The 24,875-nt window shown below is 68.0% G+C and carries 24 protein-coding genes; 8 read left to right on the top strand and 16 right to left on the bottom strand.

The genetic code is table 11. The features are described 5' to 3' along the window. Positions 1–91 precede the first annotated feature (91 nt). The 7 genes from purF to QZ271_RS09025 all read right to left on the bottom strand — a co-directional run bounded on the left by purF (position 92) and on the right by QZ271_RS09025 (position 8,040). Complete coding sequence (purF, locus tag QZ271_RS09055) at positions 92–1,510, bottom strand: amidophosphoribosyltransferase (RefSeq protein WP_291430691.1); 1,419 nt, start codon at positions 1,508–1,510, stop codon at positions 92–94. 21 nt (positions 1,511–1,531) lie between these two features. Then, positions 1,532–3,763, bottom strand: a complete 2,232-nt coding sequence (purL, locus tag QZ271_RS09050; protein ID WP_291430689.1) for a phosphoribosylformylglycinamidine synthase subunit PurL — start codon at positions 3,761–3,763, stop codon at positions 1,532–1,534. A gap of 97 nt (positions 3,764–3,860) precedes the next feature. Beyond that, a complete protein-coding gene (locus tag QZ271_RS09045; RefSeq protein ID WP_291430687.1) occupies positions 3,861–4,334 on the bottom strand; it encodes a DinB family protein in 474 nt (157 codons plus the stop codon). Next, the gene (gene purQ, locus QZ271_RS09040) at positions 4,331–5,014 is read right to left on the bottom strand and encodes a phosphoribosylformylglycinamidine synthase subunit PurQ (RefSeq protein ID WP_291430685.1); all 684 of its coding nucleotides are present in this window, start codon (positions 5,012–5,014) and stop codon (positions 4,331–4,333) included. Before purQ ends, QZ271_RS09045 begins: the two co-directional genes overlap by 4 nt. Beyond that, entirely contained in the window at positions 5,011–5,286 is a 276-nt protein-coding gene (gene purS / locus QZ271_RS09035) for a phosphoribosylformylglycinamidine synthase subunit PurS (RefSeq protein WP_291430683.1), read from the bottom strand. Before purS ends, purQ begins: the two co-directional genes overlap by 4 nt. A 100-nt stretch (positions 5,287–5,386) precedes the next feature. After that, a complete protein-coding gene (gene purC / locus QZ271_RS09030) occupies positions 5,387–6,109 on the bottom strand; it encodes a phosphoribosylaminoimidazolesuccinocarboxamide synthase (RefSeq protein WP_291430681.1) in 723 nt (240 codons plus the stop codon). A 467-nt stretch (positions 6,110–6,576) separates the two neighbouring features. Then, positions 6,577–8,040: a DR2241 family protein gene (locus tag QZ271_RS09025; protein ID WP_291430679.1), complete on the bottom strand. Its 1,464-nt coding sequence runs from the start codon at positions 8,038–8,040 to the stop codon at positions 6,577–6,579. A 190-nt stretch (positions 8,041–8,230) separates the two neighbouring features. Between QZ271_RS09025 and QZ271_RS09020 the strand changes: the two genes are divergently transcribed. From QZ271_RS09020 to QZ271_RS09010, 3 genes are all read left to right on the top strand, one after another. After that, positions 8,231–8,656, top strand: a complete 426-nt coding sequence (locus QZ271_RS09020) for a hypothetical protein (RefSeq protein ID WP_291430677.1) — start codon at positions 8,231–8,233, stop codon at positions 8,654–8,656. Between the two features lie 270 nt (positions 8,657–8,926). Beyond that, a complete protein-coding gene (locus tag QZ271_RS09015) occupies positions 8,927–10,012 on the top strand; it encodes a M20/M25/M40 family metallo-hydrolase (protein WP_291430675.1) in 1,086 nt (361 codons plus the stop codon). A gap of 175 nt (positions 10,013–10,187) precedes the next feature. Further along, on the top strand, positions 10,188–11,603 hold the full coding sequence (locus QZ271_RS09010) for a S41 family peptidase (protein ID WP_291430673.1): 1,416 nt from the start codon (positions 10,188–10,190) through the stop codon (positions 11,601–11,603). A gap of 36 nt (positions 11,604–11,639) precedes the next feature. On the opposite strand, the gene QZ271_RS09005 is transcribed toward QZ271_RS09010, so the two are convergent. Together QZ271_RS09005 and QZ271_RS09000 are read right to left on the bottom strand one after the other, a co-directional pair. Next, on the bottom strand, positions 11,640–12,929 hold the full coding sequence (locus QZ271_RS09005) for an MFS transporter (RefSeq protein WP_367114346.1): 1,290 nt from the start codon (positions 12,927–12,929) through the stop codon (positions 11,640–11,642). 48 nt (positions 12,930–12,977) lie between these two features. After that, positions 12,978–13,346: a hypothetical protein gene (locus QZ271_RS09000; RefSeq protein ID WP_291430671.1), complete on the bottom strand. Its 369-nt coding sequence runs from the start codon at positions 13,344–13,346 to the stop codon at positions 12,978–12,980. 289 nt (positions 13,347–13,635) lie between these two features. Here QZ271_RS09000 and QZ271_RS08995 point away from each other — a divergent pair, with 289 nt between their 5' ends. After that, positions 13,636–14,112, top strand: a complete 477-nt coding sequence (locus tag QZ271_RS08995) for an MBL fold metallo-hydrolase (protein WP_367114345.1) — start codon at positions 13,636–13,638, stop codon at positions 14,110–14,112. Between the two features lie 310 nt (positions 14,113–14,422). On the opposite strand, the gene QZ271_RS08990 is transcribed toward QZ271_RS08995, so the two are convergent. From QZ271_RS08990 to QZ271_RS08980, 3 genes are read right to left on the bottom strand one after another with little or no spacing between them, the layout of a single operon-like run. Further along, positions 14,423–14,908, bottom strand: a complete 486-nt coding sequence (locus QZ271_RS08990; RefSeq protein WP_291430669.1) for a hypothetical protein — start codon at positions 14,906–14,908, stop codon at positions 14,423–14,425. After that, positions 14,909–15,136 carry a hypothetical protein gene (locus QZ271_RS08985; protein ID WP_291430668.1) on the bottom strand — a complete coding sequence of 76 codons (228 nt, stop codon included), beginning with the start codon at positions 15,134–15,136 and terminating at the stop codon, positions 14,909–14,911. Between the two features lie 16 nt (positions 15,137–15,152). After that, the gene (locus tag QZ271_RS08980) at positions 15,153–16,889 is read right to left on the bottom strand and encodes a DUF4157 domain-containing protein (protein WP_291430666.1); all 1,737 of its coding nucleotides are present in this window, start codon (positions 16,887–16,889) and stop codon (positions 15,153–15,155) included. 80 nt (positions 16,890–16,969) lie between these two features. Here QZ271_RS08980 and QZ271_RS08975 point away from each other — a divergent pair, with 80 nt between their 5' ends. From QZ271_RS08975 to QZ271_RS08965, 3 genes are all read left to right on the top strand, one after another. Further along, positions 16,970–17,464 carry a hypothetical protein gene (locus tag QZ271_RS08975; RefSeq protein WP_291430664.1) on the top strand — a complete coding sequence of 165 codons (495 nt, stop codon included), beginning with the start codon at positions 16,970–16,972 and terminating at the stop codon, positions 17,462–17,464. 48 nt (positions 17,465–17,512) lie between these two features. Next, positions 17,513–18,127: a DNA starvation/stationary phase protection protein gene (locus tag QZ271_RS08970; protein WP_291430662.1), complete on the top strand. Its 615-nt coding sequence runs from the start codon at positions 17,513–17,515 to the stop codon at positions 18,125–18,127. A 274-nt stretch (positions 18,128–18,401) separates the two neighbouring features. After that, positions 18,402–18,893, top strand: coding sequence for a DUF4385 domain-containing protein (locus QZ271_RS08965; protein WP_291430660.1), 492 nt, complete (start codon positions 18,402–18,404; stop codon positions 18,891–18,893). A 64-nt stretch (positions 18,894–18,957) separates the two neighbouring features. On the opposite strand, the gene QZ271_RS08960 is transcribed toward QZ271_RS08965, so the two are convergent. Beyond that, on the bottom strand, positions 18,958–19,542 hold the full coding sequence (locus QZ271_RS08960; protein ID WP_291430658.1) for a molybdenum cofactor guanylyltransferase: 585 nt from the start codon (positions 19,540–19,542) through the stop codon (positions 18,958–18,960). 97 nt (positions 19,543–19,639) lie between these two features. Next, positions 19,640–21,085: an aldehyde dehydrogenase family protein gene (locus QZ271_RS08955; protein ID WP_291430657.1), complete on the bottom strand. Its 1,446-nt coding sequence runs from the start codon at positions 21,083–21,085 to the stop codon at positions 19,640–19,642. A gap of 241 nt (positions 21,086–21,326) precedes the next feature. On the opposite strand from QZ271_RS08955, the gene QZ271_RS08950 reads away from it, so the two are divergent. Continuing rightward, a complete protein-coding gene (locus QZ271_RS08950; protein WP_291430655.1) occupies positions 21,327–21,770 on the top strand; it encodes a superoxide dismutase in 444 nt (147 codons plus the stop codon). A 95-nt stretch (positions 21,771–21,865) separates the two neighbouring features. Here the strand turns inward: QZ271_RS08950 and QZ271_RS08945 are convergent, their stop codons facing one another. Both QZ271_RS08945 and rimO read right to left on the bottom strand, forming a co-directional pair. Then, complete coding sequence (locus tag QZ271_RS08945) at positions 21,866–23,014, bottom strand: A24 family peptidase (protein ID WP_291430653.1); 1,149 nt, start codon at positions 23,012–23,014, stop codon at positions 21,866–21,868. A 153-nt stretch (positions 23,015–23,167) separates the two neighbouring features. Continuing rightward, positions 23,168–24,661, bottom strand: a complete 1,494-nt coding sequence (gene rimO, locus QZ271_RS08940; RefSeq protein WP_291430693.1) for a 30S ribosomal protein S12 methylthiotransferase RimO — start codon at positions 24,659–24,661, stop codon at positions 23,168–23,170. Positions 24,662–24,875 lie beyond the last annotated feature (214 nt).

Below are 24,875 nucleotides of genomic sequence, written 5' to 3'. Positions count from 1 at the left end.
GGTCTGGTCAGCGTGTTCACGGGTGACGTGCTCATGCCCAACTTCAACCCCTGAGCTCGCCCTGCTGAGCAGTTACCCATCAGGATCCGTCTTAAACCTCTAGCGCCAGCTTGTCCACATCATTCAGCAGTGGTGTCCCGGCCGGGTATTCCCCGTTGAAGCACGCCAGGCACAGGCCGGGGCCGCTGACGGCTTCGCGGATGCCCTGCTCACTGATGAAACTCAGCGTGTCCGCCCCGATCAACGCCCGGATCTCCTCGATGCTGTGCGTGCTCGCCACCAGTTCCTTGCGGGCGGCGGTGTCGATGCCGTAGAAGCACGGGTGCTTGATGGGCGGGCTGGAGACCCGGAAGTGCACTTCGGTCGCGCCTGCTTCGCGCAGCAGGTTCACGATCTGGCGGCTGGTGGTGCCGCGCACGATGGAGTCGTCCACGAGGATCACGCGTTTCCCGGCGACGGCGCTGGTGGGCGAGAGTTTCATCTTGACCTTCAACTCGCGCGCTTCCTGGGTGGGCGCGATGAACGTGCGGCCCGCGTAGGGGTTCTTGTACAGGCCGTAATCGAAGGGAATGCCGCTCTGGCGGGCGTAGCCGATGGCGGCGCCGATGCCGCTGTCCGGGACGGGCACGACGATGTCGGCGTCCACGGGGTGTTCCTTTGCGAGCTGGTGGCCCATGCGGATGCGGCTCTCGTGGGCGTCCACGCCGTCCAGGCGGCTGTCGCTGCGCGCGAAGTAGATCCACTCGAAGGCGCAGGGGGTGGGGGTGCGGGGTTCGACCATCAGGGAGTGCAGGCCGCTGCGGTCCACCCAGACGAGTTCGCCGGGTTGCACGTCCCTGATCAGTTTCGCGCCGACCGTGAACAGCGCGCACGGCTCAGAGGCGATCACGTACGCGCCGTCTTCACGCTGCCCGATGACCAAGGGGCGCACGCCGTTCGGGTCGCGGAAACCCAGCAGTTGCGTGCGGCTCATCAGGACGCACGCAAAGCCGCCGCGCAGTTGCTTCATGGCGGCGGCCGTGGCTTCCACGAGGTCCATGTGGCTTTCGCGGGCGATCAGGTTCAGCATGACTTCGCTGTCGTTCGTGGTGGCGAACAGCGCGCCTTCCATCAGCATGGCGTTGCGGACCTCGCGGGCGTTCACGAAGTTCCCGTTGTGCGCGAGTCCCAGAATGCCTTTGTTCGTGCGGGTCGTCAGGGGCTGCGCGTTGAAGCGCAGGTTGCTGCCGGTGGTGCTGTAGCGAACGTGCCCGATGCTGACGCGGGCGTTCGCCAGTCGCACGCTGTCCAGGCGGCGCTCGTCGAATACCTGCGTGACCAGTCCCAGGTCTTTTTCCACGTGGAATTTCTCGCCGTCGGACACGCACATGCCCGCCGCTTCCTGCCCACGGTGCTGCAGGGCGAACAATCCCAGGTACGTGAACCACGCCAGGTCCGCGGGTTCCGGCGAGTACATGCCGAACACACCGCATTCATCCTGCGGTTTATCGAGAATCGGGTCAAAGATCATGGAAGTCCTTTCCCTTGTGGGTCATCCCAGGATCTCCGCGAGGGGCGTGTTAAAGGCGTGGGCGAGGGCGCTTACGGTCACGCTCAAGTGTACGTGGTGGGCGGGGAGGGCAATGGTGACGCTATCGCCGCCGCTGGTGCCCAGGCGCGCGAAGGGAACGCCCCGCGCCGTGAGGGCCGCTTCGGTCCCTGCGGGGTTGGTCGTGGCGATCAGGATGCGGCCGTTCGCCTCGCCGTACAGCAGGGCATCGGCGCGGGTTTCCTGGGGCGCGTCCAGGGTGACGTTCAGGCCGGTGTTTCCGGCAATAGCCATTTCGGCCAGGGCGACCGCCAGCCCACCTTCGGCCGTGTCGTGGGCGGTGTCGGTCAGGCCCGCGCGGATCAGGTGCAGCGTGGCGTCGATAACGGCCTGCTCGCGCGTCAGGTCCAGGGGGGGCACGTGTCCGGCTTCGAGGCCGTGCACGGTTTCGAGGTACTGGCTGGCGCCGATGCTGCTGGCGTGCTCGCCGATCAGGTAGAGGGTCTGCCCCTCGCCTTTCAGGTTCAGGGTGGCGCGTTTGGTGATGTCCGGCAGCACGCCGACCATGCCGATGGTGGGGGTGGGATGAATGGCGACGCGTTCGTCACCTTCGGTGTACTGGTTGTACAGGCTGACGTTCCCGCCCGTGACAGGGGTGTTCAGGGCGCGGCAGGCGTCCGAGATGCCGTGCACGGCCTGCTGGAGCTGGTAGTACACCTCGGGCCGGTGGGGATTCCCGAAATTCAGGTTGTCCGTGATGGCCAGCGGCGTGGCGCCCACGCACGCGAGGTTCCGGGCGGCCTCGGCGACGGCGGCGGCGGCCCCCGTGTACGGGTCGAGGTACACGAAGCGGGGGTTGCAGTCGCTGGTGGCGGCCACGCCCATGCCGGAGCCCTTGACGCGCATCACGGCGGCGTCGGCCGCGCCGGGCACGACGACGGTGTTCGTCATGACCTGATGATCGAAGCGCTCGAAGATGGCGCGTTTGCTGGCAATCGTGGGGTGGCTCAGCAGGTCGGTCAGGACCGCGCCCAGGTCGCCGGGGACAGGCACGCCGCTCAGGTCACGTTCGCGCTTGGCCCTGATTTCCCCCGATTCCACGCCCTCGCGGGTGTACTTGGGGGCCTCGTTCAGCAGGGCCACCGGCAGGTCACAGACGACCTCGCCCTTCCAGGTCAGGCGGTAGTTGTGGTGCGCCTCGACCTGCCCGATGGTCACCACGTCCAGTTCCCACTTGGCGAGCAGGTCCAGCAGGTCCTGCTCCTTACCGGGCACCGGCACCAGGATCATGCGCTCCTGCGACTCGCTCAGGCACAGCTCCATGGGCACCATGCCGTCCTCGCGGGTGGGCACCAGGTCCAGGTTCATGGTGATGCCCAGTTCCGCGCGGTACGCCATCTCGCAGGTGCTGCTGACCAGTCCGGCGGCGCCCATGTCCTGCACGCCCGCCACCACGCCCGCCTGAATGGCTTCCAGCGTGGCTTCCAGCAGCAGTTTCTCCATGAACGGGTCGCCCACCTGCACGGCCGGACGGTCCGCCTGACTGGCATTGCTCAGGTCGGCGGAGGCAAACACCGCGCCGCCCAGCCCGTCGCGCCCGGTCTTGCTGCCCACATACACGATGGTGTTCCCGACCTGGCCCATCGTCCCCTTGGCCAGATCCTCGTGGCGCAGCAGGCCCAGCGCCATCACGTTCACCAGCGGGTTCTCCTGGTAGCTGGGGTGGAAGGTCACCTCGCCGCCCACCGTGGGCACACCGATGGCGTTGCCGTAGTGCGCGATCCCCTCGACCACGCCGTTCAGCAGGAAGCGCGTGCGCGGACTGTCGGGGTTCCCGAAACGCAGGCTGTCCAGCACCGCGAAGGGCCGCGCGCCCATCGCGAAGATGTCGCGCAGGATGCCGCCCACGCCCGTCGCCGCGCCCTGCACCGGCTCCACGGCACTGGGGTGGTTGTGGCTTTCCATCTTGAAGGCCACGCCCCACCCGTCCCCGATATCCACCACGCCCGCATTCTCACCGGGGCCCTGAAGCACCTGCGGCCCCGTCGTGGGGAAGAAACGGAACAGCGGCCGCGAGTTCTTGTACCCGCAGTGCTCGCTCCACATGGCGCCCACGATGGCGGCCTCCAGCGCGTTCGGCTCCCGGCCGATCTGCGAAACCAACAGGTCGAATTCTTCAGTCGAAAGGCCAAACGTGCCCGCACGGTCACGCAGGGATGGGGCGGCTTGCGTCATTGAAGCTCCTTGAGAACCAGGGTTGAGAACCCGGGGCGATCTGCCCGGGCAGAAACATCAGGCTCGGGAAACAGCGGGTGGGCGAGGGGAACGCGCGTCAGACCGGCACTTTCAGCGACTGCCTGAGCTGACCTCTGTGGTACGCCGCGTGGCGCAGGTGCAGGTTCAGTCCGGCGAGGCGTTCGCGGGTGCCGGTGGGCGCGGCGGGCGAGCGCAGCGGGTCGTGCAGTTCGTCGTCCCGCAGCCCGCGAATGGTGGCGATCAGGACACTGCCGATCTGGTCCAGTTCGGTCAGGATGGCGTCCTTGCGGTCCGTTTCGGTCAGGCGGGGCGTGCCCAGGAACTCACCGATCCACGCGGAGTCCTCCCAGCCCAGGTGGGCGTAGGTGGGGCTCAGGTCCTGCAACGCGAAGAAACGCAGCCACTCCGCGATGTGTAGGGCGTGCCATGCGGGGCTGTGGCCCAGGCGCGGTACTGCGAATTCACGCTCCGGAACGGCGTCCAGGGCGGCGCGTAGGGCCGCGAGTTCCTGCTCGTACGCGCCTGCCAGGAACGCCTGCACGGTCGTCACGCGGGAGCCTGCGCGGGGGTCCCGGCCCGGGCGAGGCTGTCGAACAGGCCGCGTCCGTCCTCGCTGCCCAGCGGGGCCTCCACGGCGCGTTCCGGGTGCGGCATCATGCCCAGCACGTTCCCGCGTTCGTTCACGATCCCGGCAATGTCGTTCAGGCTGCCGTTGGGGTTGTCGGCGTAGCGGAACACGACCTGCCCGTTGCCTTCCAGTCGGGCAACCGTTTCGGGGTCGGCGTAGTAGTTGCCTTCGCCGTGCGCGATGGGCACCTCGATGACCTGCCCCCTCGCGTAGGCCCCGGTAAACGCCGTGCTGGTGTTCTCGACGCGCAGGTGCACGGGGCGGCACATGAAGTGCAGGTTCCGGTTGCGGCTCAGGGCGCCGGGCAGCAGGCCCGACTCGGTCAGAACCTGAAAGCCGTTGCAGACGCCCAGCACGAACCCGCCGCGTTCAGCGTGTGCCTTGACGGCCTGCATGATCGGGCTGCGCGCGGCCACCGCGCCGCTGCGCAGGTGATCGCCGTAACTGAAACCCCCGGGCAGGAACACCAGTTCGGTGCCCGTGGGCAGTCCGGCCTCGGTGTGCCACACGAACTGCGCGCCCTCATCGAGCAGCAGCCGTGCGGCGTGCAGCGCGTCGCCGTCGCAGTTGCTGCCGGGAAACTGAATGACGGCGGTCTTCACGCCCCGACCCGCTCCTCGCCCTGTTGTTCACTCAGTTCCCAGCGGGCGTCTTCCATCACGGGGTTGCTCAGCACGTTCCCGGTGATGTCCTTCAGTTGCGCTTCGACCTCGGCGCGGCTGCCCGAGAGGGTCAACTCGATGTACTTCCCGACGCGCACGCCGCTGACGTTCCCGTGATCCAGGTGCGAGAGCGCCCGCTCGACGGTGCGGCCCTGCGGGTCGAGAATGCTGGGCTTGAGGGTCACGAACACTTTTGCTTTAAAGGTGGACATGGGGGGCTCCTTCGAAAGGGGTCAAGGGTTGATGGGTGATGGTTGATGGCTGATAGGAAAGGCGAACGGATCGGCGTTGCGATCCATCAACCTTCAACGGTCAACTGGCAGGCGCGGTCACGCGCCGGAGCATTTCCTGGTAGGCGTCTTCCACGCCGCCCAGGTCGCGGCGGAAGCGGTCCTTGTCCATCTTCTCATTGGTGGTGGCGTCCCAGAAGCGGCAGGTGTCGGGGCTGATCTCGTCGGCCAGGACGACCGTGCCGTCCGCGAGCGTGCCGAATTCCAGCTTGAAGTCGATCAGGCGAACGCCGCGCGCCGCGAAGTACGGCACCAGGAACGCCTGCACGTTCAGCGCCAGCTCGCGGATGCGCTTCAGTTGCTCGGGGGTGGCCCAGCCGAGCGCGACGGCCGTGTCCGTGTTAATCAGCGGGTCGCCCAGCGCGTCACTCTTGTAGCAGTACTCCACGACCGGGCGGGACAGGGACGTGCCCTCCTCGATGCCCAGGCGTTTGCTGAACGACCCGGCGGCCACGTTACGCACGATGACCTCGACCGGGATGATCGTCACGGCCCGCACGCGCTGCTCGGTCGTGGAGAGCAGTTCCAGGAAGTGCGTGGGCACCCCGGCCGCCTCCAGTTGCGGGAACAGGTGCGCGGTGATCGCGTTGTTGATGGCGCCCTTGCCCATGATCTGCGCTTTCTTCACGCCGTTGAAGGCGGTCGCGTCGTCCTTGTACTCCACGATGTACTCGGCGGGGTTCGCGGTGGCGTACACGCGTTTGGCCTTCCCCTCGTACTTCAGTTCGCCTCGGCTTGCGGTCATGTGCCCTCCAGGGGGGTGGGGGCGGCCCGGGCGGGCTTGTCCCCGGAATGTAGGAAAAGCGTCCCCCGAGGCTGGTCGGGGCGACGCTGGAATGTCGCGGTGCTGAACATGTAGGAGCCTCCATCGCCGTCTCTCGGACGGACTTACCGCCCATGTTTTACGGCGCGCGGCCGGGGCGGGGCGTCTCACAGGACGCGGGTGGAAGAAAATGGAAGTGCAACCCGCCCTCCACTCGGGAGGGCTGATCACCGGCTGACAGCGTAACACCCCCGCGCGCCGGAACGCCGGGGGTGTTCAGGGGACTTGGACGAACCCGCCCCGGCCCTGTTTCATACCGATTCCGATCAATTCGGTGCAGTCCCGGATCAATCCGAGCGGATGCGAGTGGGAACAAGATACGCCCCTTCGCGGAATGGAGCCGCAGGCGGCGATTTTTCGACTGTGGCGCAGTGGAGCGGCCGTCCGTATCAGTGGCTGTGCGAGTGCCCGCCGCCGCCGCGTTTTCCACTGACTTCCTCGCGTACCTCGGCCACGATGAAGGTGCAGGCCTCCGCGCAGGGAATGCCGCCGGGCACGCCGTCCAGGAACGAGTGCGTCAGGCGCTCTCCGGCCCACAGGCGCGTGCGCAGGCACCCCGTGCAGATGTCCTGAGCCACGTGCTCCACCTGTTCCGGCGTGGCTTTCTGCACCTTGGCGTAGATCCCCGTCTGCCGCCGCGCCGTGGTCGCCCAGGGCGTGGGCCGCAGCGCGTGGCAGCTGTGCGCGTACGTTTCCTCGATCACCGCCGGGTACAGGTAGTGCATGGCGCGGCGCAGGTCCGCCTCGCTCAGCACGGCCCGCCAGCCGCGCGGCAGGTTGCGCAGCGTATGCACGGGCCGGTGCTCGCCGCCGTCCGTGAAACGCACCTGGTCCCGCACGCCCTCGGGCGTGACGAGCGTGATCAGGTCCGCGCCGGGGCGGCCCTCGTCGAGCGCGTGGCGCAGCTCGAACACGCCCAGTTCCGGCGTGACCAGCGCCTCACCGATCCGCAGGCCCGCGCGCGCGCCCCTCAGGAACGCCTGCCACGCCTCCTCGTGCCCGCGTTCGGTGTCGCCGCCCTGCCCGCCCGCGCCACTGGCTTCCTCCGCCAGGTGCAAGATCACGTCCGCGACCGCTGCGTGCGTTCCCACCGGCTTGGCGTAGAACACCTGCTGATGCCCGTGCGGGTTCTCGGGGAAGTCCGTGACGGTGCCGCTCAGGCCCATGTCCTCGGGAATGGTTTCCAGGGTGTGCCAGCCTTCACTGGCGAAGAACGGCACGACCACCACGCGCGGCGACCGCACCGTCTCGGGCCACGTGCCCACCTTGGGGTCCTCATCCAGGAACAGGGCGTGCACCTCGGCGAACTGCCCGGACTCACGGATGCGGTCGGCGTTCTGGTACACCACCTTGTTGCTGTTCTCGTTGCGGGTCGTGCCGTGCCCCAGCACGATCAGCGCCGTGTCGTGGGGGCTGGCGTCGGGCAGCACCTCGCGCGCGCGTTCCAGGATCACGTCCGTCATGCTGGGGTGCACGCCGTACGGCAGCGTGTAGCGCACGGTCCGGCCGCCGATCACGCGGGCCACGCCCTCGGGCGGCACCGGTCCCTCGTGCCCCAGGCCCATCTCGCGCGGAATCACGGTTTCCGTGAAGTACCCCTCGCTGATGAACATCGGAATAACCGTCACGTCCGTGCTGGCGGTTGTCTTCAGCACCTGCCGCAGCGACGGTTCCTCCTTCCAGTACCCTTCGATGACCTCGTCGAACAGCCCACGCTGGCGGATCAGCTCCGCATACCGGTACACCGCGACCGCCGACTCACCGTTCAGGTGAGATCCATGACCAATAAGCACCAGGGAACGCATACCCACCGACTGTAGCGCCCACCCGCGCCCGGAATTGTCCCGGAGCATGCGGTCCCGCCCCGCCGAACCCGCCTGCTCCGCCAAGCAGCCCCGGCGTTGCGTGAGACTGAGTACACCGGTTCCTGAAGATTTTCCCCCTAGCGCCCCCCGTCCCCAACTGCGTAGCGTAAGGCCGCGAGACAGTTCATGACGGGCGCAGCCCACCCGGGCACCCGGAACCCTCCAGGAGGTAGACACTATGTTCTTCCAGCAGAAAGACCGGCACGAACAGATGGCGAAACTCGATCCCCGCGACACCAACGGCGACGGCGTCGTGACCCCCCAGGAGGCGGCGGCCTACATTCAGGACTACCTGCAGACCGCCAGCCCCGAGGAGCGGCAGGCAATCTTGAAAGAGTACGTGGGCGGCATGACCCCCGAACAGAAACAGCAGATGGGCGAGGCCATCGTGCGCAGCCCCGCCAACCCCGTCCAGCAGGTCCGTCCCGGCGACGACGACGACCTGATCGACGCGTACACCAAGACCGCGCAGGCTCCCGCCCAGGACGGCCGCAGCCCGCTGGAAGAGGCCTTCGCGCCCGGCGGCCTGCTCAGCAACCCCATGGTGAAAGCCGGACTGGTCGGCCTGGCCGGCATGATCGGCAGCCGCATGCTGCGCCGCTGATCCAGAGTCCGCTGAGAGGGGTTGCGTAGGCTAATCCCGCGATCAGAGTCGGGAAGAATAGGGCGGGTTCGGGGCGCAGAGTTGGCAACCCGACATTCTGGAGAGTGGTCAGCGCAGCAGCCGGAATCCGCGTGAGGCTCATCCTGAATACCGGCCTGTGACCGATGCGGTGGGCGGGGCACCCTGAACTGGGGTGCCCCGCCCCGCTGGCTTGTGCGCAGGCTCCAGACCGGGACAGTCGTTCCGGCACCTGCTCTAGAATGCCGCGCAATGCCTCTTTCGTACCTCACCCGGATCGCTCAGACGCCCGCCCCGACCTTTCATGAGGAAGCCCGTGCGGACCTGATCTCCGAGCTGTGGACCGGGCTGGGGTACGTGACCGAACGCGATGAGGTGGGCAACGTCCTGACCCGCATCACCCCGCCCGGCACCGAGGGCCGCCCCGCGCTACTGCTGGCCGCGCACCTGGACACCGTGTTCGACGCCGGGACCGACGTGACGGTCCGCGAGGACGCCACCCGGCTGACCGGCCCGGGCGTGGGTGACAACAGCGCCAGTCTGGCCGTCGTGACCGCCCTGCTGCGCGACCTGCGCGGCGGCGGCGCTCCGCTGCGCCGCCCGCTGTGGGTGGCCGCGAACGTGGGCGAGGAAGGCCTGGGGGACCTGCGCGGCGCCAAGCACCTGATCGCCCGGCACCGCGCGCACCTGGGCGCGTTCATTGCCGTGGACGGGTACCTGGGGATCGCGGTCACGCGCGGCGTGGGCGTGCGCCGCTACCGCGCCGAGTTCGTCGGGCCGGGCGGGCACTCGTGGGGCGATCAGGCGCCCAGCACCCTGCACGCGCTGGGCCGCGCCATCAGCGCCCTGTACGCCCTGCACCTGCCCGCCACGCCCCGCACGACCCTGAACGTGGGCGTGGCGTCCGGCGGGACCAGCGTGAACTCCATTGCAGGCACTGCCGGGCTGCTGCTGGACCTGCGCTCACTGGACTCCGGCGTGCTGGCAGAACTGGACACGCGGGCCGTGGCCGCCCTGCACGCCGCCGCGCGCGAGGTGGGCGTGAAACTGCGCCTGGAACGGGTGGGCGACCGGCCCGGCGGGGACCTCCAGAGCGGGGCGCTGCTGCCGCTGGTGCGCGAGGCGGCGCGCGAGCTGCGCGTGGACCTGCGCCTGGCGTCCAGCAGTACCGACGCCAACGCCGCCGTGCCGCACGGCCTGCCGTCGGTGGCGGTGGGCGTGTACCGGGGCGGGAACGCGCACCGCACGGACGAGTGGGTGCAGGCAGCCAGTTTCGCGCCGGGACTGAAGTTCCTGCGGCGACTGGTGGAGCTGTACCAGCGGTCCCCCGTGGCCTGATTCCCTGTGGCCTGATTCCCCGTGGCCTGACCGCCTTTGCATGCTCCCCGCCCCCCGCCTGGGCAGTCTGTGGCCTTGGGCGGCTGAAGCGCGTGTCAGTCGGTCAATCCTGTAATTGACATTGCAATCCTGGCCCACCAAATTCCCATCTGTTCCGAGCAGAATGAGCGCAGCCATGAATCCAGTTCTGCGCCGCTCGCTTCCGCGCCGTGACCGCCCGGCCCGGTCCTGTCTGCCGTTGCTGCGCGCCGCGCGCGCCGCAGTTCTCACCGCGCTGCTGGGCAGTCTGGCTGCCTTCCCCGTGGCCGGGGCGCAGAGCGGCCTGTCGCCCGCGCAGGCCGTGTTCACCAGCGTGAACGACCTGATCGGCACGCAGTACGGGGGGCTGTCCACCGTGGACCGCGCCGCCCTGACCCGCGAGTACCAGCAGCGCCTGAACAACGTCTGCGCGCCCAGCCCCGGCACCTGCGAGGAAGCCCGCGCGTACCCGGTCCTGGAAGCCGAACTGACCGCGCTGGGCGACGAGCACAGCTTCTTCCAGACGCCCGAGGACTACCGCGAGTTCATGGCCAGCGCCACTGGCGGCAACCGCCTGCAATTCGGCGTGAAACTCGCCCCTCTGGACGGCCAGAACCGAGTGGTGACCGAGGTCGTGCCCGGCAGCGCCGCCGCAGAGGCTGGCCTTAAACGCGGGGACTCCATGCAGACCCTGAACGGCAGGCCCTACCGCTACGAGGACCTGCGCAGCGCCCGCGAGAAGGGCAGCCCCATCACGCTGGGCGTCCTGCGACAGGGACAGCCTCTGACCTTCAACCTGACCGCCCGTGAAAGCAGCACCCTGGACCTGCCGCGCCTGAGCTTCGTGCCCGCAGACGGTACGGCCAGCATTCCCGCGCTGCCCACGGGCACCGGCACCCCCGCGCAACCCAGCCAGCAGGGCGAGGTGGCCGTGCTCCGCATTCCCACCTTCCTGTCCGCGAACCGCGTCGCGCAGCGCGTGCACGACCTCGTGGGGCAGGCGCAGAAGCGTGGCGCGACCGGCCTGATCGTGGACCTGCGCGGCAACCCCGGCGGCAGCCTCAGCGAGTGCGACAGCGCTGTCAGCGCCTTCGTGCCCAGCCTGACCCGCGTGGCCCGCAGCGCCGACGGGAACGCCCGTACCGTTGTCAGCCGCGGCACCCGCCTGGAAGACGGTCGGCTGGCCGGGGGGGTGCGCGGCGCCCGCCTGTGGACCGGCCCGCTGGCCGTCCTGGTCGATGAGGGCAGCGCCTCATGCAGCGAATTCTTTGCGTACGAGGTCCAGTACGCTGCGCGCGGCCCCATCATCGGTGAGGCCACGGCCGGCGTGGGCAACACTGCCACCCGCGTCTTCCGGGTGGGCGAGGGCGCTGTGCAACTCACCATCCTCCACTACGCCAAACCTGACGGGACGCCCTACCCGCAGCGCGTCACGCCCGACCAGCTGCGCGCGCAGGGCGAGAACGAAACCCGGCAGCTCACGCTGGGTTTCGATCCGCTGCTGCAACTGGGCGTGCAGTCCCTGCAACGCGCGCCCATCCTGTCCCTCGATCCGTTCCGCACGCAACCCTGACCGACCCGGACCCACCGGCTTCAGGCCCCCCCCGATTCAGGCCGCGTGGTTCGGCAGGCCGCGCAGCGCCCAGCGCAGCCCCAGCGCCGTGACCACGCCGATCACGGCCAGCGTCAGCCACGGCAGCGCCGGGAACCCCAGCCCCGCGCCGCCGTCCACCAGCGCGCCGCCCAGCACGCTGCCCACCGCGCCCCCCACCCCCAGGCTGATCGCGGAAAACCCGAAGTAACTCCCGACCCGCCCGGGCGGCGCGAACCGGGCCGTCAGGGTCTGCTGGGTGGGGTACACGATCATGGTGCCCAGGCTGTACAGCGCCACGCACGCCAGCAACTGCGGGAATGTGGCCGCCGCCGACATCAGGCCCAGCGCCGCGCCGACCAGCAGCACCGCCGCCACCAGCGCCGACCGCTCCGGCACGAAGCGCTCGACCAGCCGAAGCAGCGGATACTGAAGCAGCACCGCCATGCCCGCCGACAGCCCGTACAGCGGCCCCGTCGCGCCGTTCCCCGCCAGCGCGATGGCCTTCAGGGTCACCACCACGTTGATCTGCGTACTCAGGATGAAGTACCCGATCAGCACCAGCGTGAACCGCCGGAACCGCGTGTCCGCCGCCGCCAGCCGCAGTCCGTCCAGGCCGCTACCCACCCGCTCTGCCCGCCGCGAGTGCGGTAACGTGAAGGCCATCACCGCGCCCGCCAGCAGGTACACGCCCGCCGCCGACAGCGCCGCCGTCCGGAATCCCAGCCCCAGCAGCGCCGCCCCGAGCAGCGGGCCCGTCACCATGCCCGCATTCCCGGACAGGCTGGTCAGGCTGAACATCCGCGCGCGGTGCTCCGGGAGCGTTAGCTGCGTGATCGCCGCACTTTTCGGCGCGTCGAACAGGCCGCCCCCCATGCCCGCCACCACCGCCGCCGACAGCAACTCTCCCCACGAGTCACTGAAGCCCATCCACGCGAAGCCCAGCGCCCGCAACGCGCAACCCAGCAGAATCAACGGCTTTGCGCCCCAGTGGTCCGCCCATGCCCCCCCGAACACCGTCAGGCCCTGCTGCGTCAACTGCCGCAAGCCCAGCACCGCCCCGACACTCGCCGCCGACCAGCCCAGCCCACCCGCCGCCACGGACCCGCTGAAATGCACCGTCACCAGCGGAATCACCGCAAAGAATCCACCCCACATCAGAAAATTCGAGGCGATCAGGCCCGCCTGCGCCGCCGACACCCGGAACGGCGCGGGCGGGCCGGGCGCGGCGGCATCCAGGGCAGGGGAGACAGGCGCAGGGGAGTTAGGGACAGGCAAAGCGGGAGGAGCAGGCTGGGGCGCAGACACGCGCGCAGGGTACACCCGCCCGCACAGCGGCCCAGCACGCGGGACGCGTTACTGCGGGCCGTACATCAGACCGCCCAGGGCCACCGCAGCCAGGATCAGCAGGCCGCCGGTCACGGCGTGCAGGCGCAAGACGCGCCCGTACTGCCAGCGGGACAGGCCCAACCCCAGTCCGGCCAGCGCCGGTATGAAGATCAAGTAAGCCCACGTGAAGTTGGTCGGTGAGTCCTCTGAGTTCCCTGAAATTCCCGCCTGGAATTCCTGCGCGATCACCGAGAACGCGTGGGCCACACCGAGTCCCAGGACCACACCGGCGGCGCCGATCAGGACCGTGGCGACACTCTTACCAGCCGGTCTGCGGCCCCGCAGGGCTGCGCGTTCCAGTACCCACGAGAACGGCAGCGCCAGCCCGAATGCCACAGCGACCAGCAGACCTGAGGCTTGAACCGCAAGGAGGAACAAGAGGATCAAGCCGAGCATGCCGTCAAGGTATAGCGCTCGCCTGCGTGCCGCTACCGCACCTGAGCGGGTAGGCTGCCGGGCATGGCTTCTCTGGTCTCATACGGATTCCGATTGATTCGGTGCACTTCTGAATCAATCCGAGCGGACGCGAGTAGGAACAGCATACGGATTGGGCGGTGTGGAGCCGCAGGCGGCGCTTTTCCGACTGTGGTGGAATGGAGCGGAATCCGTATCATTGGCTCCCGGTGTGCATTTCCTGCCCGGCGCGGTGAACAGTCTGGTGGTGGAGGACGGCCAGGGTGGGGCGCTGCTGGTGGATACGGGCCTTGACGACGGGCACGCGCGCAAGCTTCTGCGCGGTCTGGCCGGGTTGAACCTGAGGCCGACCGGGATTCTGAATACGCACAGTCACGCCGACCACCACGGCGGGAACACGTTCATCCTGAAAACATTCCCCGAATTGAAGGTGTTCGCGCCGCCTCTGGAGGACGCGGTCATCACGCACCCGATTCTGGAACCCATCACGCTGTTCGGCGCGCGGCCCCCACGTGAGTTGCAGAGCCGATTCCTGCTCGCGCCGCCCAGCTCGGCGCGGCTGGCCCCGGAACCGGGCCTGACCCGGATCGGGGGGGCGGTACTGGAACTGCTGGAGGTGGCCGGGCACGCCAGCATGATGTACGCCGTGCGCGTGGGTGACGTGCTGTACGCCGCCGACGCGCTATGACGAAGAAGGCGAGAGTGTTGCGCCGCAAGGTCATGACCGCGCAGGGCTGGAGTCTGCGTGACCTGTACCGCACGCTCGACACGCCCCCCGCTACGGGACGCGCAGGCGACCCTGGACGCAGTGGTGCGCGTGGCGCACGGCATGCCGCAGGACGGGGACGTGCTGGCGCTCCTGCTGGCCCTGAACGCAGACGTGGCGGCAGCGGAGGGCCGTGGGAACGCGGTGACCGGGCCGGGGGTCCCTGCCAGGTTCAATGTCGTAGGGTTCACGACCACGGACGCCGCGCGGCCCCTGCGCCCGGGGCAGGCTGTTACCTGTCGGCCAGATCCCACCGTTCCAGCAGGTCTTGTGCCTGCGCTTTCACGTCCCCCTCACTGTGCTGCGCGGCGTATTTGACCGCTGCCGCAGAGTCGGGCCAGAACAGGGCCAGACCGTTCAGGGCTTCGCTGGCTGCGTCCTGCTGTCCACTCTTCAGTGCGCGGTTCAGGGCACGTTCCAGCACCGGCAGGATGACCGGATCGGCGCTCTTATTGAGCGCCCAGATCAGGCTGTGGTTCAGGGTACGCTGCCGCCAGAGCTTGCGGGACAGTTCCTCGATGACCTTCCGCCGTTCAGTGTCGGTCAGTCGGTGACGGGCGAGTTCAGGGTGCAGCAGATCAGCCAGGCCACCATCATCGCCTGCGGGGTGCGTTGCACGGGCAACTTCAAGCAGGAGGCCCAGCGTACCAAGGGCGCCGGTGGATGCGACGCGGCGTGAGAGTGCAGTTGCGAGCAGGTCATTTATGGCTGTCATCATTCAGGTTCTCAGGTTGTGGCCGCGAAGGTTTTCCACGTCAACTCGCGCGTCCTTGAATTTCAGGTAGGCGAAATAGGCGCTCCACGAGCGGTACTGCTGTGAAAGACCCGCCGGTGGAGCAGAATTCACGAACTTGATCTGCTTTGCCAGAGCGGGTGCTGCTGCCAGTTGAGCAGCTTTCGGGGTGACTGAGGCAACCACTGCCGTCAGAGCCGCGACTGCCTGCACAGAGGTAACACCGATGTTACCCGGTGCGTTGACGACCTGTGAGAAGGTCGGCCCGCCAGAGTTCGACCCCCCACTGCACCTGAAAGCGCATGGAATGCACGGGAGGTTGCTGGCGGCTTGTCGTGGCGACCGTTGTTCCGGTGCGGGTCTGCGTGGCGGTGCGAGTTTGCGAGCGTCTCTTCCCCATTGCCACGACGCCCCCGATCACTGCCACTGCAGTGTTGACCGCTCCCTGTGCCGTCTGCCATGCCTGCTGCTGGCTGGACGTGGATGCCGAAGTCAGTTTCGAGACAGCGAGGGCCCCCACTGCGAATAGAAGCACGAATGGAATGGCAACGTCGTCTGCCACTCCGACGACGGTCACATCGTCGGCAGCGAGGCCGCCCGCACCGATCACACTACCGGCGGCCAGCATGCGCGCTGTACTTCCTCTGCCGGCCAGAGCCTCGGCACTCCTGATGCTCCCAACGACCTGATTCAGAGCGAGATGGACCCTTCGTTGTTCCTCTGGGGTAATAGCCCCGACGCTGACCAGCTGACGATACTGTTGAATCAGAGCGCGGAACTCTTGAGTACGGCCAGAATTGATGGAAAGTCTTACGGCCGGTGAAGTTGCCAGGGCGGCCTGCCGCTGCAACTGTACTGGGAAGGCTGAGGGCCGCTGTAATACTCGATTTTTCCCAGTCATTCTGACTGGCCGATTGGCAAGGCGGGCTCCCATCGTGCGTGCTTCGGCTTCTAGTCCAGCGTCGGGATCTACGCCGCTCCCGACCTTTCCCTGGGACTGCTGGACGGTGTGGGTGACCTCGTGCGCCAAGAGTTCCAGCCCACTGCGTGTGTTCGGGTTGAACTCTCCAGATCGGAAGAAGATGTCGGTACCGGTGGCGAAGGCAATGGCGTTCACGCCTTTGGCCAATCTATCGGCTTCGGCATCATCGTGGATACGGACTCGGCTCAGGTCATGGTTGAGTCCCTGTTCAAGGTGTCGTTGAATCGCTTCGGGCAGGGGGTTACCGCCGCCACGCCGGGCCTGAATACGCTGGAGGACAGGCTGAGTTGCTTCAGCGTCAAGTTCAGCCAGTTGCCGTTGCAAGGCGTGGCGACTGTCCAGCACGGCACTGTTCCGTGATTCCGCTTCCAGGCGCTGGGCGGCAGTCGTCATGGCCCTCTGCACAGAGAGGCGTTCGGCTGGTGGGAGGCGGCTGAGTACCACGTGACTGACGGGCGCGCTGAGGTGGTGTTGCTGCAGGCGGGCCAGTTGTTCCCCGTAGGCGTTATGACGTGTCAGAGCTGGGGTCAGGTCTGATCGGAAGCCCTGGGTCAGGATGGAAACCACCTGCCTTTGCAGCGCGGTGAACTGCCCGTATTCCCGCGCGTCCAACCGTTTACCGTCGACCTGCTGAGCACGGTGGCGCATGACAGTCACCCATTCAGCTGCGGTTTGGGGACGATCCGGCACCGCTTGGGCCTGCTGCTGGGGCGCGGCTGTAGATGGTTCAGGGAGCGCTGCCAATTGAGCTGAAACAGTGTCGCGCTGCCGCTGGACGCGTTGTTGCTCTTGACGTTCAAGGTATGCGGCTCGGAGCGGGCTTTGCACTGCTAATTTCTGAGCGGCCACTGGCCGCGTGGTCTGCCGCTGAAGTTGAATACGCTGATGCGCCTCTGCCTGATCCTGTGCGATCTGAGGCTGTTGAGCGTAGAGGAGGGCGGCACTGGTTTTTCTATTCTTTCCGTGTCGGCGGGCAAACTCCATACCTGACCTCCTGATCATTTGCCAGTGTACGTCCGTTGCCTGCGTGCCGCTACCGCACCTGAGCGGGTAGGTTGCCGGGCATGGCTTCTGTGGTCTCGCTGGCTCCCGGTGTGCATTTCCTGCCGGGCGCGGTGAACAGTCTGGTGGTGGGGGACGGCCGGGGTGGGGCGCTGCTGGTGGATGCGGGCCTTGACGACGGGCACCCGCTGACCTTCTGTGCGGCCTCGGCGTTGCAGAAGGAGGCGGCGGCCCGCCTGGGCAAACTGGAGGGGGTGTGCGTCACGCTGCCCGGTCACGGGGAGCCCACCCCGGACCTGCCTGGACTGGTCGCGGCGAACCTCGCGGCGTACGCGCGCACCACGGCGGCCGTGCTGGAGGCCGTGCAGGTGGGCGCGGCGGGCGTGGACGACCTGCTGGTCCGCGTGTGCGGCGCGCTGGGCGTGACCATGGAAAGCGTGGGCGCGGTGGTCCTGAACCGCGCGGTCGTGAGCGCCCACCTGACCGAACTGCTGGAGGCCGGGCAGGTGCGCATGAAGGTTCACGGCAAGCGCCTGCTGTTTGTGGCCGGAGAGTAAAGGAAACCCGTATGGGCGGCCCGGCGGGTGCGGGGGTACGTTGAACACATGAACAGCAAATCGAAATCCGACAAGAAATCCGCCGCTAAGGCCACCAGTGACGGTAAGGCCGTCGCCGCGAAGGCCAGCGGGAAGGGCAGCGCGGACGCCGCGCACCTGAACGCCACGAACAACGCCCTGGTAGACCACAACTACCTGACCGAAAGCGAGTTCGGTACGGTCGCCGAGACCCTGCAGCGCAACCTCGCGACGACGATCAGCCTGTACCTGAAGTTCAAGAAGTACCACTGGGACATCCGGGGCCGGTTCTTCCGTGACCTGCACCTCGCGTACGACGAGTTCATCGACGAGATCTTCCCCGGCATCGACGAGCAGGCCGAGCGTCTGGTCGCGCTGGGCGGCAGCCCCATCGCCGCGCCCGCCGACATCGAACGCTTCAGCGTCGTGAAGGTCCCCACCGAGACCGTCCGTGACGCCCGCTCGCAGGTTGAGGACCTCGTCGCCGACCTGAGCCGCGTGGGCCGGGGCTACCGTGACGACAGCCAGACTGTCGATGACGCCAACGACCCCGCCACCGCCGACCTGTACAACGGGTACGCCGCCACGATCGACAAGATCCGCTGGATGCTGCAGGCGATGATGGACGACGACCGCATGAACTGAGACGCAGCTCTGATAGCTGTGGAGCCGGCAACCCGGTGTGGGTTCAGGAGAACGCCCGCCCCTGATAGCCAGCAGGGGCGGGATACGTAGCGGGTCACCGGGCCACTCCGGTGGCCTTTTTGCATGCCGTGATACGTGAGCGACACGGATTCCGATTGATTCGCTGCAGTTCCGAATCAATCCGAGCGGACGCGAGTAGGAACAGCAGACGCCGCTTCGCGGTAGGGAGCGAAACCCGTCTGACACGGACGGAGTCCGCAGCGGAGGAGCACAGGTGCCGAAATTCGATTACTCCCTGAATTACGCTGAACTGGACCTGCGGGCGCACCCGGAACTCTACCGGGTGGGCGTGGGAGAGCAGGGCGTGCTGCTGGTGCAGCCGTACAAGTCCGAACTGCTGCCGCACTGGCGGTTCGCGACGCCGGAACTGGCGCGTGACAGCAGTGAGGTGATCTTCGGGATGTTCCTGGCGTACCTGCGGGGCGGGGAGTTCGTGGGGGCCGACATGGCCCGCAAGTTCCTGCAGATGGGCTTCACGCGCGCCCGCAGGTACGCGAATCACCGGGGAGGGAAGAAGTACGCCGGGCCTGTCCCGGATGACCGCAAGGGTCAGAGCGGCGCGCACGGACGCCCGGAACTGCCCCGCACGCCGGAAGACCCTGTCAAGGCGGAGTCCGCCCGCATCTTCAAGGCGAAGTGGGATGAGGCCGAAGCGAACGAGGAGTACGCCGCGCTGAAAAAAGCCCATAAGGCCCGGTACGGCTGAAGGCAGGAGCGTCGATGGTTGAAAGTTGATGGTTGATGGGGTCGTGTGCTGTCTCCATCGACTTTCAACCATCAACCATCAACCTGTCCGGCGTGTTGATGTTCAGGAACGTCCGGGCGGGAAAGCCGCCCACCAGGCCAGTCTGTTCGGGCGTCGCGGCCCGTCGCAGGCGGCGTTCCCCGCTGTCCAGCAGGGCCGTCACGTGCGGCAGCAGATCCGTGTGGTACAGCGCAGCCAGCGGTTGCGGGCGGCCCTGGGCGTCGGTGGCCTGCACGCTCAGGCAGCCGGGTGTGATGGCGGCGCTCAGCGTGCGCCAGTAGCCGGGGGTCAGCCACGGCAGGTCCACCCCGGTGAAGGCCACCCAGCCGGGCGGGGCGTAGGTCAGGGCGCTTTCCAGTCCGGCCAGGGGACCCTCGCCGGGGCGCAGATCGGCGTGCGTGTCCCAGCGGCCCAGGTACTCCGGCAGGGCGTAGCGGCCGGGCGGGGCGATCAGAAGGCGCGCGGGGCAGTCGTGCAGGCTGGCGCAGGCGCGTTCCAGCAGCGTCCGGCCTTCCAGCAGGGCCAGGGCCTTGTCGCTCCCGAAGCGGCTGGAGCGCCCGCCCGCCGTGACGGCCCCGGTCAGCCACGGGCCCGCCGGGCGGTGGGTCATACGGACTGCCGCTCCATTCCGCCAAGGGGCGTCTGTTGTTCCTCCTCGCATCCGCTCGGATTGATTCGGTGCAGTCCCGAATCAATCGGAATCCGTATCACTCGCGTGGGCCGCTCTGGCGTTCCAGCTGTCGCAGGCCCCACGCGACCAGCCGGGGCACCGGCCGGCCGTAGGGGGGGTACATGAAACGCACGGGGCTGGGCGTGGGTTCGCGCAGCACGGCCCGCTCGTGACTGAAGGTGCGGAAGCCGTGCTCGCCGTGGTAGTTGCCCATGCCGCTGGGGCCGACCCCACCGAACGGCAGGTTGGGGTTGGTCAGGTGCACGACCGTACCGTTCACGACCATGCCGCCGCTCGTCGTCTCGCGCTGCACGCGGCGAATCATGTCCTCTTCGGTGCTGAACAGGTACAGCGCCAGCGGCGCGTCCAGACGGCGGATCAGGCTCAGGGCCTCTTCCGGGGTGTCGTACGTCAGGATGGGCAGGACCGGCCCGAACAGTTCCTCCTGCATCAGCGGCATGTCAGGCGTCACGCCGCTCACCACGGTCGGCGAGATGAAGCGGCCCGGCGCGTCGAATTCGCCGCCCAGCACCACCCGCGCCCCCTGCGCGACGCTGCCCTGCGTCAGGCGTTCCAGGCGCTGCACGCCGGCGCTGTCCACCATGCGCCCGTAATCCGGTCCGGCCCGCAGCCACGCGCCCGTCCCGAAACGCCGCGCGATCACGGCTTCTAAGCGGCGCAGCAGCGGCGCTTCCAGGTGCCGGGGCACCAGCGCGTAATCCGGGGCGACGCAGGTCTGCCCGGCGTTCAGCAGTTTGCCCCATGCCAGCCGCTCGGCCGTCACGTCCAGGTCGGCGCTGGCGTCGATCAGGGCGGGGCTCTTGCCTCCGAGTTCCAGGGTCACGCCCGTCAGGTTGTTCGCGGCGGCCCGCATGACGTGACGCCCGACCGCGCCGCTCCCGGTGAAGAAGATATGCCCGAACGGCAGTTCCGTCAGGGCGCGGGCCACCTCGCCGTCCCCCTGCACGACCGCAGCCAGGCGCGGCTCGAACACGCTGCCGATCAGGTCGCTCAGCGCGCGGGCCACGTTCGGGGCCTTCTCGCTGGGTTTCAGGATCACGGTGTTCCCGGCGGCCAGACTGGCGACCAGTGGGACCAGCGCGAGGTTCACGGGGTAATTCCAGGGGCTCAGGATCAGCGTCACGCCGCGCGCCTGCATCTGCACCTCGCTGCGCGCCCCGAACAGCGTGCTGGGCGTATCCACGCGGCGGGGCGCCATCCAGCGCGGCAGTCGGCGGATGGCATGCTGGATCTCCTCCAGCACGGGGTGCAGTTCCGTGATCTCGGCCTCGGCGCGGCTCTTGCCCAGATCGGTTTTCAGGGCGTCGGCCAGCGGCACGCGGTGCGCGCGGACCGCGTCGTGCAGGCGGCGCAGGATCGCCTGACGCTGCGCGGCGGTCGTCTGCGCGGCCGACCAGCGCTGCGCCTGCTGCGCGGCGAACAGGGCGTGAAGGTCAGGGGCGAGCAGGCTGGAATCGGACATGAGCACCTCGGGGGAATGCGGCACGCGGGAGCGGATGACGGGCCGGGCGTGCCTGGCTTGCGAATCGGAACAGGATGGAATTGAACCGAGTATAGAACGCACTCCTCCCTTGGGACCGCATTGAGCCCCCCGTCATAAAGAAACCCCGGCGACACTCTGAGCGCCCCCGGCACGCGCAGACTGCAGAGCGCACGACAACCCACCGGCCCACCGCCCTTCTCTTTCCCAGGAGGTTTCATCCATGACCATCACCAGACTTCTGCTCGGCTCCACGCTGGCCCTGACCCTCGGCTCCTGCGCCATGCTGTCCCCCGCCACGGGTTACACCCTCGCCAGGCAACCGGCTGGCGGTGCACTGTCCTCCAGCGGCGTGGTCAACGTGAAGAAAGACGGCATGACCGTCATGACCGGCGCCAGGGTCTCGGGTCTCGCCCCGAACACGTACTACGTCGCGCACTACCACCTGCAGGGCGCGGCCAGCAAAGATCCGTGCAGCAGCGGCGGCGCACCCATCATGACCAGCGCCCTGGTAGGCCGCAGCGACGCCACGGGCATGCTCAGCCTGACCGGCAGCGTCGCCGCCGCCGACGTGATGAACGCCACGTACTTCAACATCCACACGGCCAAGGACGCCACCGGTGCCCCCGCCGACGCCGGCGTGACCTGCACCAGCGTCAAGATGTAATCAGGGCGTAGGGCAGACAGCAGATGGCAGGGGTTCCGTGACTGGACCTCTGCCATCGGCCATCGGCCTTCGACCTTTCCTACAGTCACACTTTCTTACAGCCCCAGGCTGCCCCGGTACCCCTCGATGATCTGCGCGCCCCAGATCAGGGCGACCAGCGCGCCGAGCGCCAGGAACGGTCCGAACTTCACGCGGTTCTCGCGTTTCATGGCCAGTTGCGTCACGCCGAACAGCGCCCCGGCGAATACCGCGACGACCAGCGTCAGCAGCAGCCGCTCCCAGCCCAGGAACGCGCCGATCACGGCGGCCAGTTTCACGTCCCCGAAGCCCATGGCGCTCGCGTCGGCCGGTTCATCCGCCCCCTCGTCTGCGCTGTGCCCACGGTACTTCAGCCACCAGTACACGCCCGCCACCAGCGACGTCGCACCCGCCGCCGCCAGCGCGCCCTGTACCATCAGGATCATGCCGGGGCCGTACCCGGCGCTTCCCAGCACCACGCTGAACAGCAGGCCGCCCAGCGTCAGGAGTTCCGGCACGCGCACCACGCGCCGGGCCGCCACGTTCACGGCCGCCGACAGCAGCGCCGCGCCCAGCCCCCACCAAGGCCCCAGCCACGCCCCGGCCAGCAGCGCCAGACTGATCTGCTGGTACCCGATGGGCGATTCCGGGTACGACCGCTCCCGGAATCGGCGCAGTACCCACGACCCGAACTGGTTGATCGCCACGACCAGACCCGCGCCCAGCACCGCGCCCTGCACGGCGCCTGCCAGGTCCGGCAGGCCCCCCGCGGCCCCCGCCCGGCCGTTCAGGAACCCGAACAGGATGCCCAGCGCCGTGCCCGGCAGGGTCAGCTCGTCCGGGATGGTGTACGTATCCAGGTCAATGGCACTTCCGACCAGCAGGACCGTGAACAGCGCCATCAGGCCCAGTGCGCCCCACCCGACCAGCAGCGGCGGGAACAGCGCCGCGATCACGCCGTAGCCCAGCCCGGTCAGCAGTTCCACCACCGGGTAGCGCGCCTTGATGGGCGCCCGGCAGTACCGGCACCTGCCACCCAGACTCACCCACGACAGCACCGGCACCAGGTCCGGCACGCCCAGCCGGTGATCGCAGTTCGGGCAGTGACTCGGCGGGAAGGCGATACTCTCGCCGCGCGGCAGGCGCCAGATCAGCACGTTCGAGAACGACCCGACCAGCAGGCCGAGCAGGGCAGCAACGATCACCAGAAAAACGTCGGGGGTCACACCGGCAGTGTAGGCAACAACTCTCACAGACCTCTTGCCACCCTTCGACCAGAGAACGGATCACTCGCCCTGCGGGGCCGCTTTCCGAGTCCGCTCGAATGGAATGGTTTGTGCCTACCAGTTCACGGGGGACCGGATCCGTGACCGTTGCGGTCAGTGCCTTCCGAAGTGGCCCAGCTGCGGCACGTTGGGCATCCAGGCGGGCGTGTCCACGACCTCGCCGTACAGGTCGTACTCGTCGCTGTCCTCGATGCGCGCTCGCACGATGTCCCCGATCTTCACGGTTCCGGCAAGGTCGCCGGCGAACAGGTACACCTGCCCGTCAATGCCCGGCGCGTCTCCCCGGGTGCGGCCGATCAGTTTCGTGCCCGGCGCGTCGTCCTCGTCATCGTTGAACTCGTCCACGATCACGTCCATGACCGTGCCGACCTTCTCGGCCAGCCGCTCGGCGCTGATGCGCTGCGCGACCTCCATGAAACGGCTCAGGCGCTCCTCTTTCACGTGCTGCGGCACGGCGTCCGGCAGGGCGTTCGCGTCGGCCTCGTCCACGTCGCTGTACGTGAACGCCCCCACGCGGTCCAGGCGGGCGTCCTCTAGGAACTGCAGCAACTCCTGGAAATCCGCCTCCGTTTCACCGGGAAATCCCACGATGAACGTGGAGCGGATCACGAGTTCCGGGCAGATTTCCCGCCAGCGGCGAATGGTATCGAGCTGCTTGCCCGCCCCGGGGCGGCGCATGGACCGCAGGATCTTCGGACTGGCGTGCTGTAGCGGCACATCCAGGTACGGCAGGATCTTGCCCGCAGCCATCAGTTCCACGATCTTCTCCACGTGCGGGTACGGGTACACGTAATGCATGCGCACCCACGCGCCCATCTCGCCCAGCTTCACGGCCAGGTCCGTCAGGTGCGCGCGGACCTGCTCGCCCTGGAACTCGCTCTCGCGGTAGCGGACGTCCACGCCGTACGCACTGGTGTCCTGCGAGATGATCATCAGTTCCTTCGTGCCACCCGCGATCAGGCGGTACGCCTCGTACAGCACCGACCCGGCGTCACGGGACACCTGCAAGCCCCGCAACTTCGGAATGATGCAGAACGAGCACGTGTGGTTGCAGCCCTCCGCGATCTTCACGTACGCGTAGTGCTTCGGCGTCAGCTTCACGCTCGGCGCGAACACGTCCCCGTGCCGCGTGTCCTCCCGCTGCGGCTGCGCGGCGTCCGCCCGCGTGCCCGGCGCGGCCACCGGCAGCAGGCCCGTGAAGGCACCCGTATCGATGGGCAGCAGCGTGCGCACGTGGCCCATCACGTCATCCACGGCCTCGCTGCCCGTGATCGCCGCGACCTTCGGGTGCCGCTCCATGATCTTTTCCGGCCGCTCGCCCAGGCACCCGGTCACGATGACCTTCCCGGTCGCCTCCAGCGCCTCACCAATCGCGCTCAGGGACTCCTCGACCGCCGGCGTGATGAACCCGCACGTATTCACGATCACCGCGTCCGCGTTCTCGTAACTGGCCGCCACCTCATAACCCTCGAAGCGCAGCTGCGTCAGAATCCGCTCGCTGTCCACCAGCGCCTTCGGGCACCCCAGACTGATGAACCCCACCCGTTTTGCGCCCACCACAGCGGGACCCTTGCCTTCCATCATCATCCACTCCTTGCCTTGCGCCGCACCCGGCACCCCCGGGGGCACACAGGTTCAGCCCGCCACTCTACAGGGACGGGCCGCGCCGGGCGACGCACTGGATTACAGGATCACCTGCAAAGAGGGGCTCACGCGGATCCCGGTTGATTCGTTACTCAGTACCTTGAAGCTCACATGGCGCCATGCCGGAAAAGCGCCGGAACCTCTCCATCCCCGCTTC

Origin of the sequence: Deinococcus sp., assembly GCF_018260555.1 — a bacterium.
In the GTDB taxonomy this organism is placed as follows: domain Bacteria; phylum Deinococcota; class Deinococci; order Deinococcales; family Deinococcaceae; genus Deinococcus.
The sequence above is the reverse complement of the archived record's forward strand: the minus strand, read 5'-3'. Positions and strand labels throughout refer to the sequence as shown.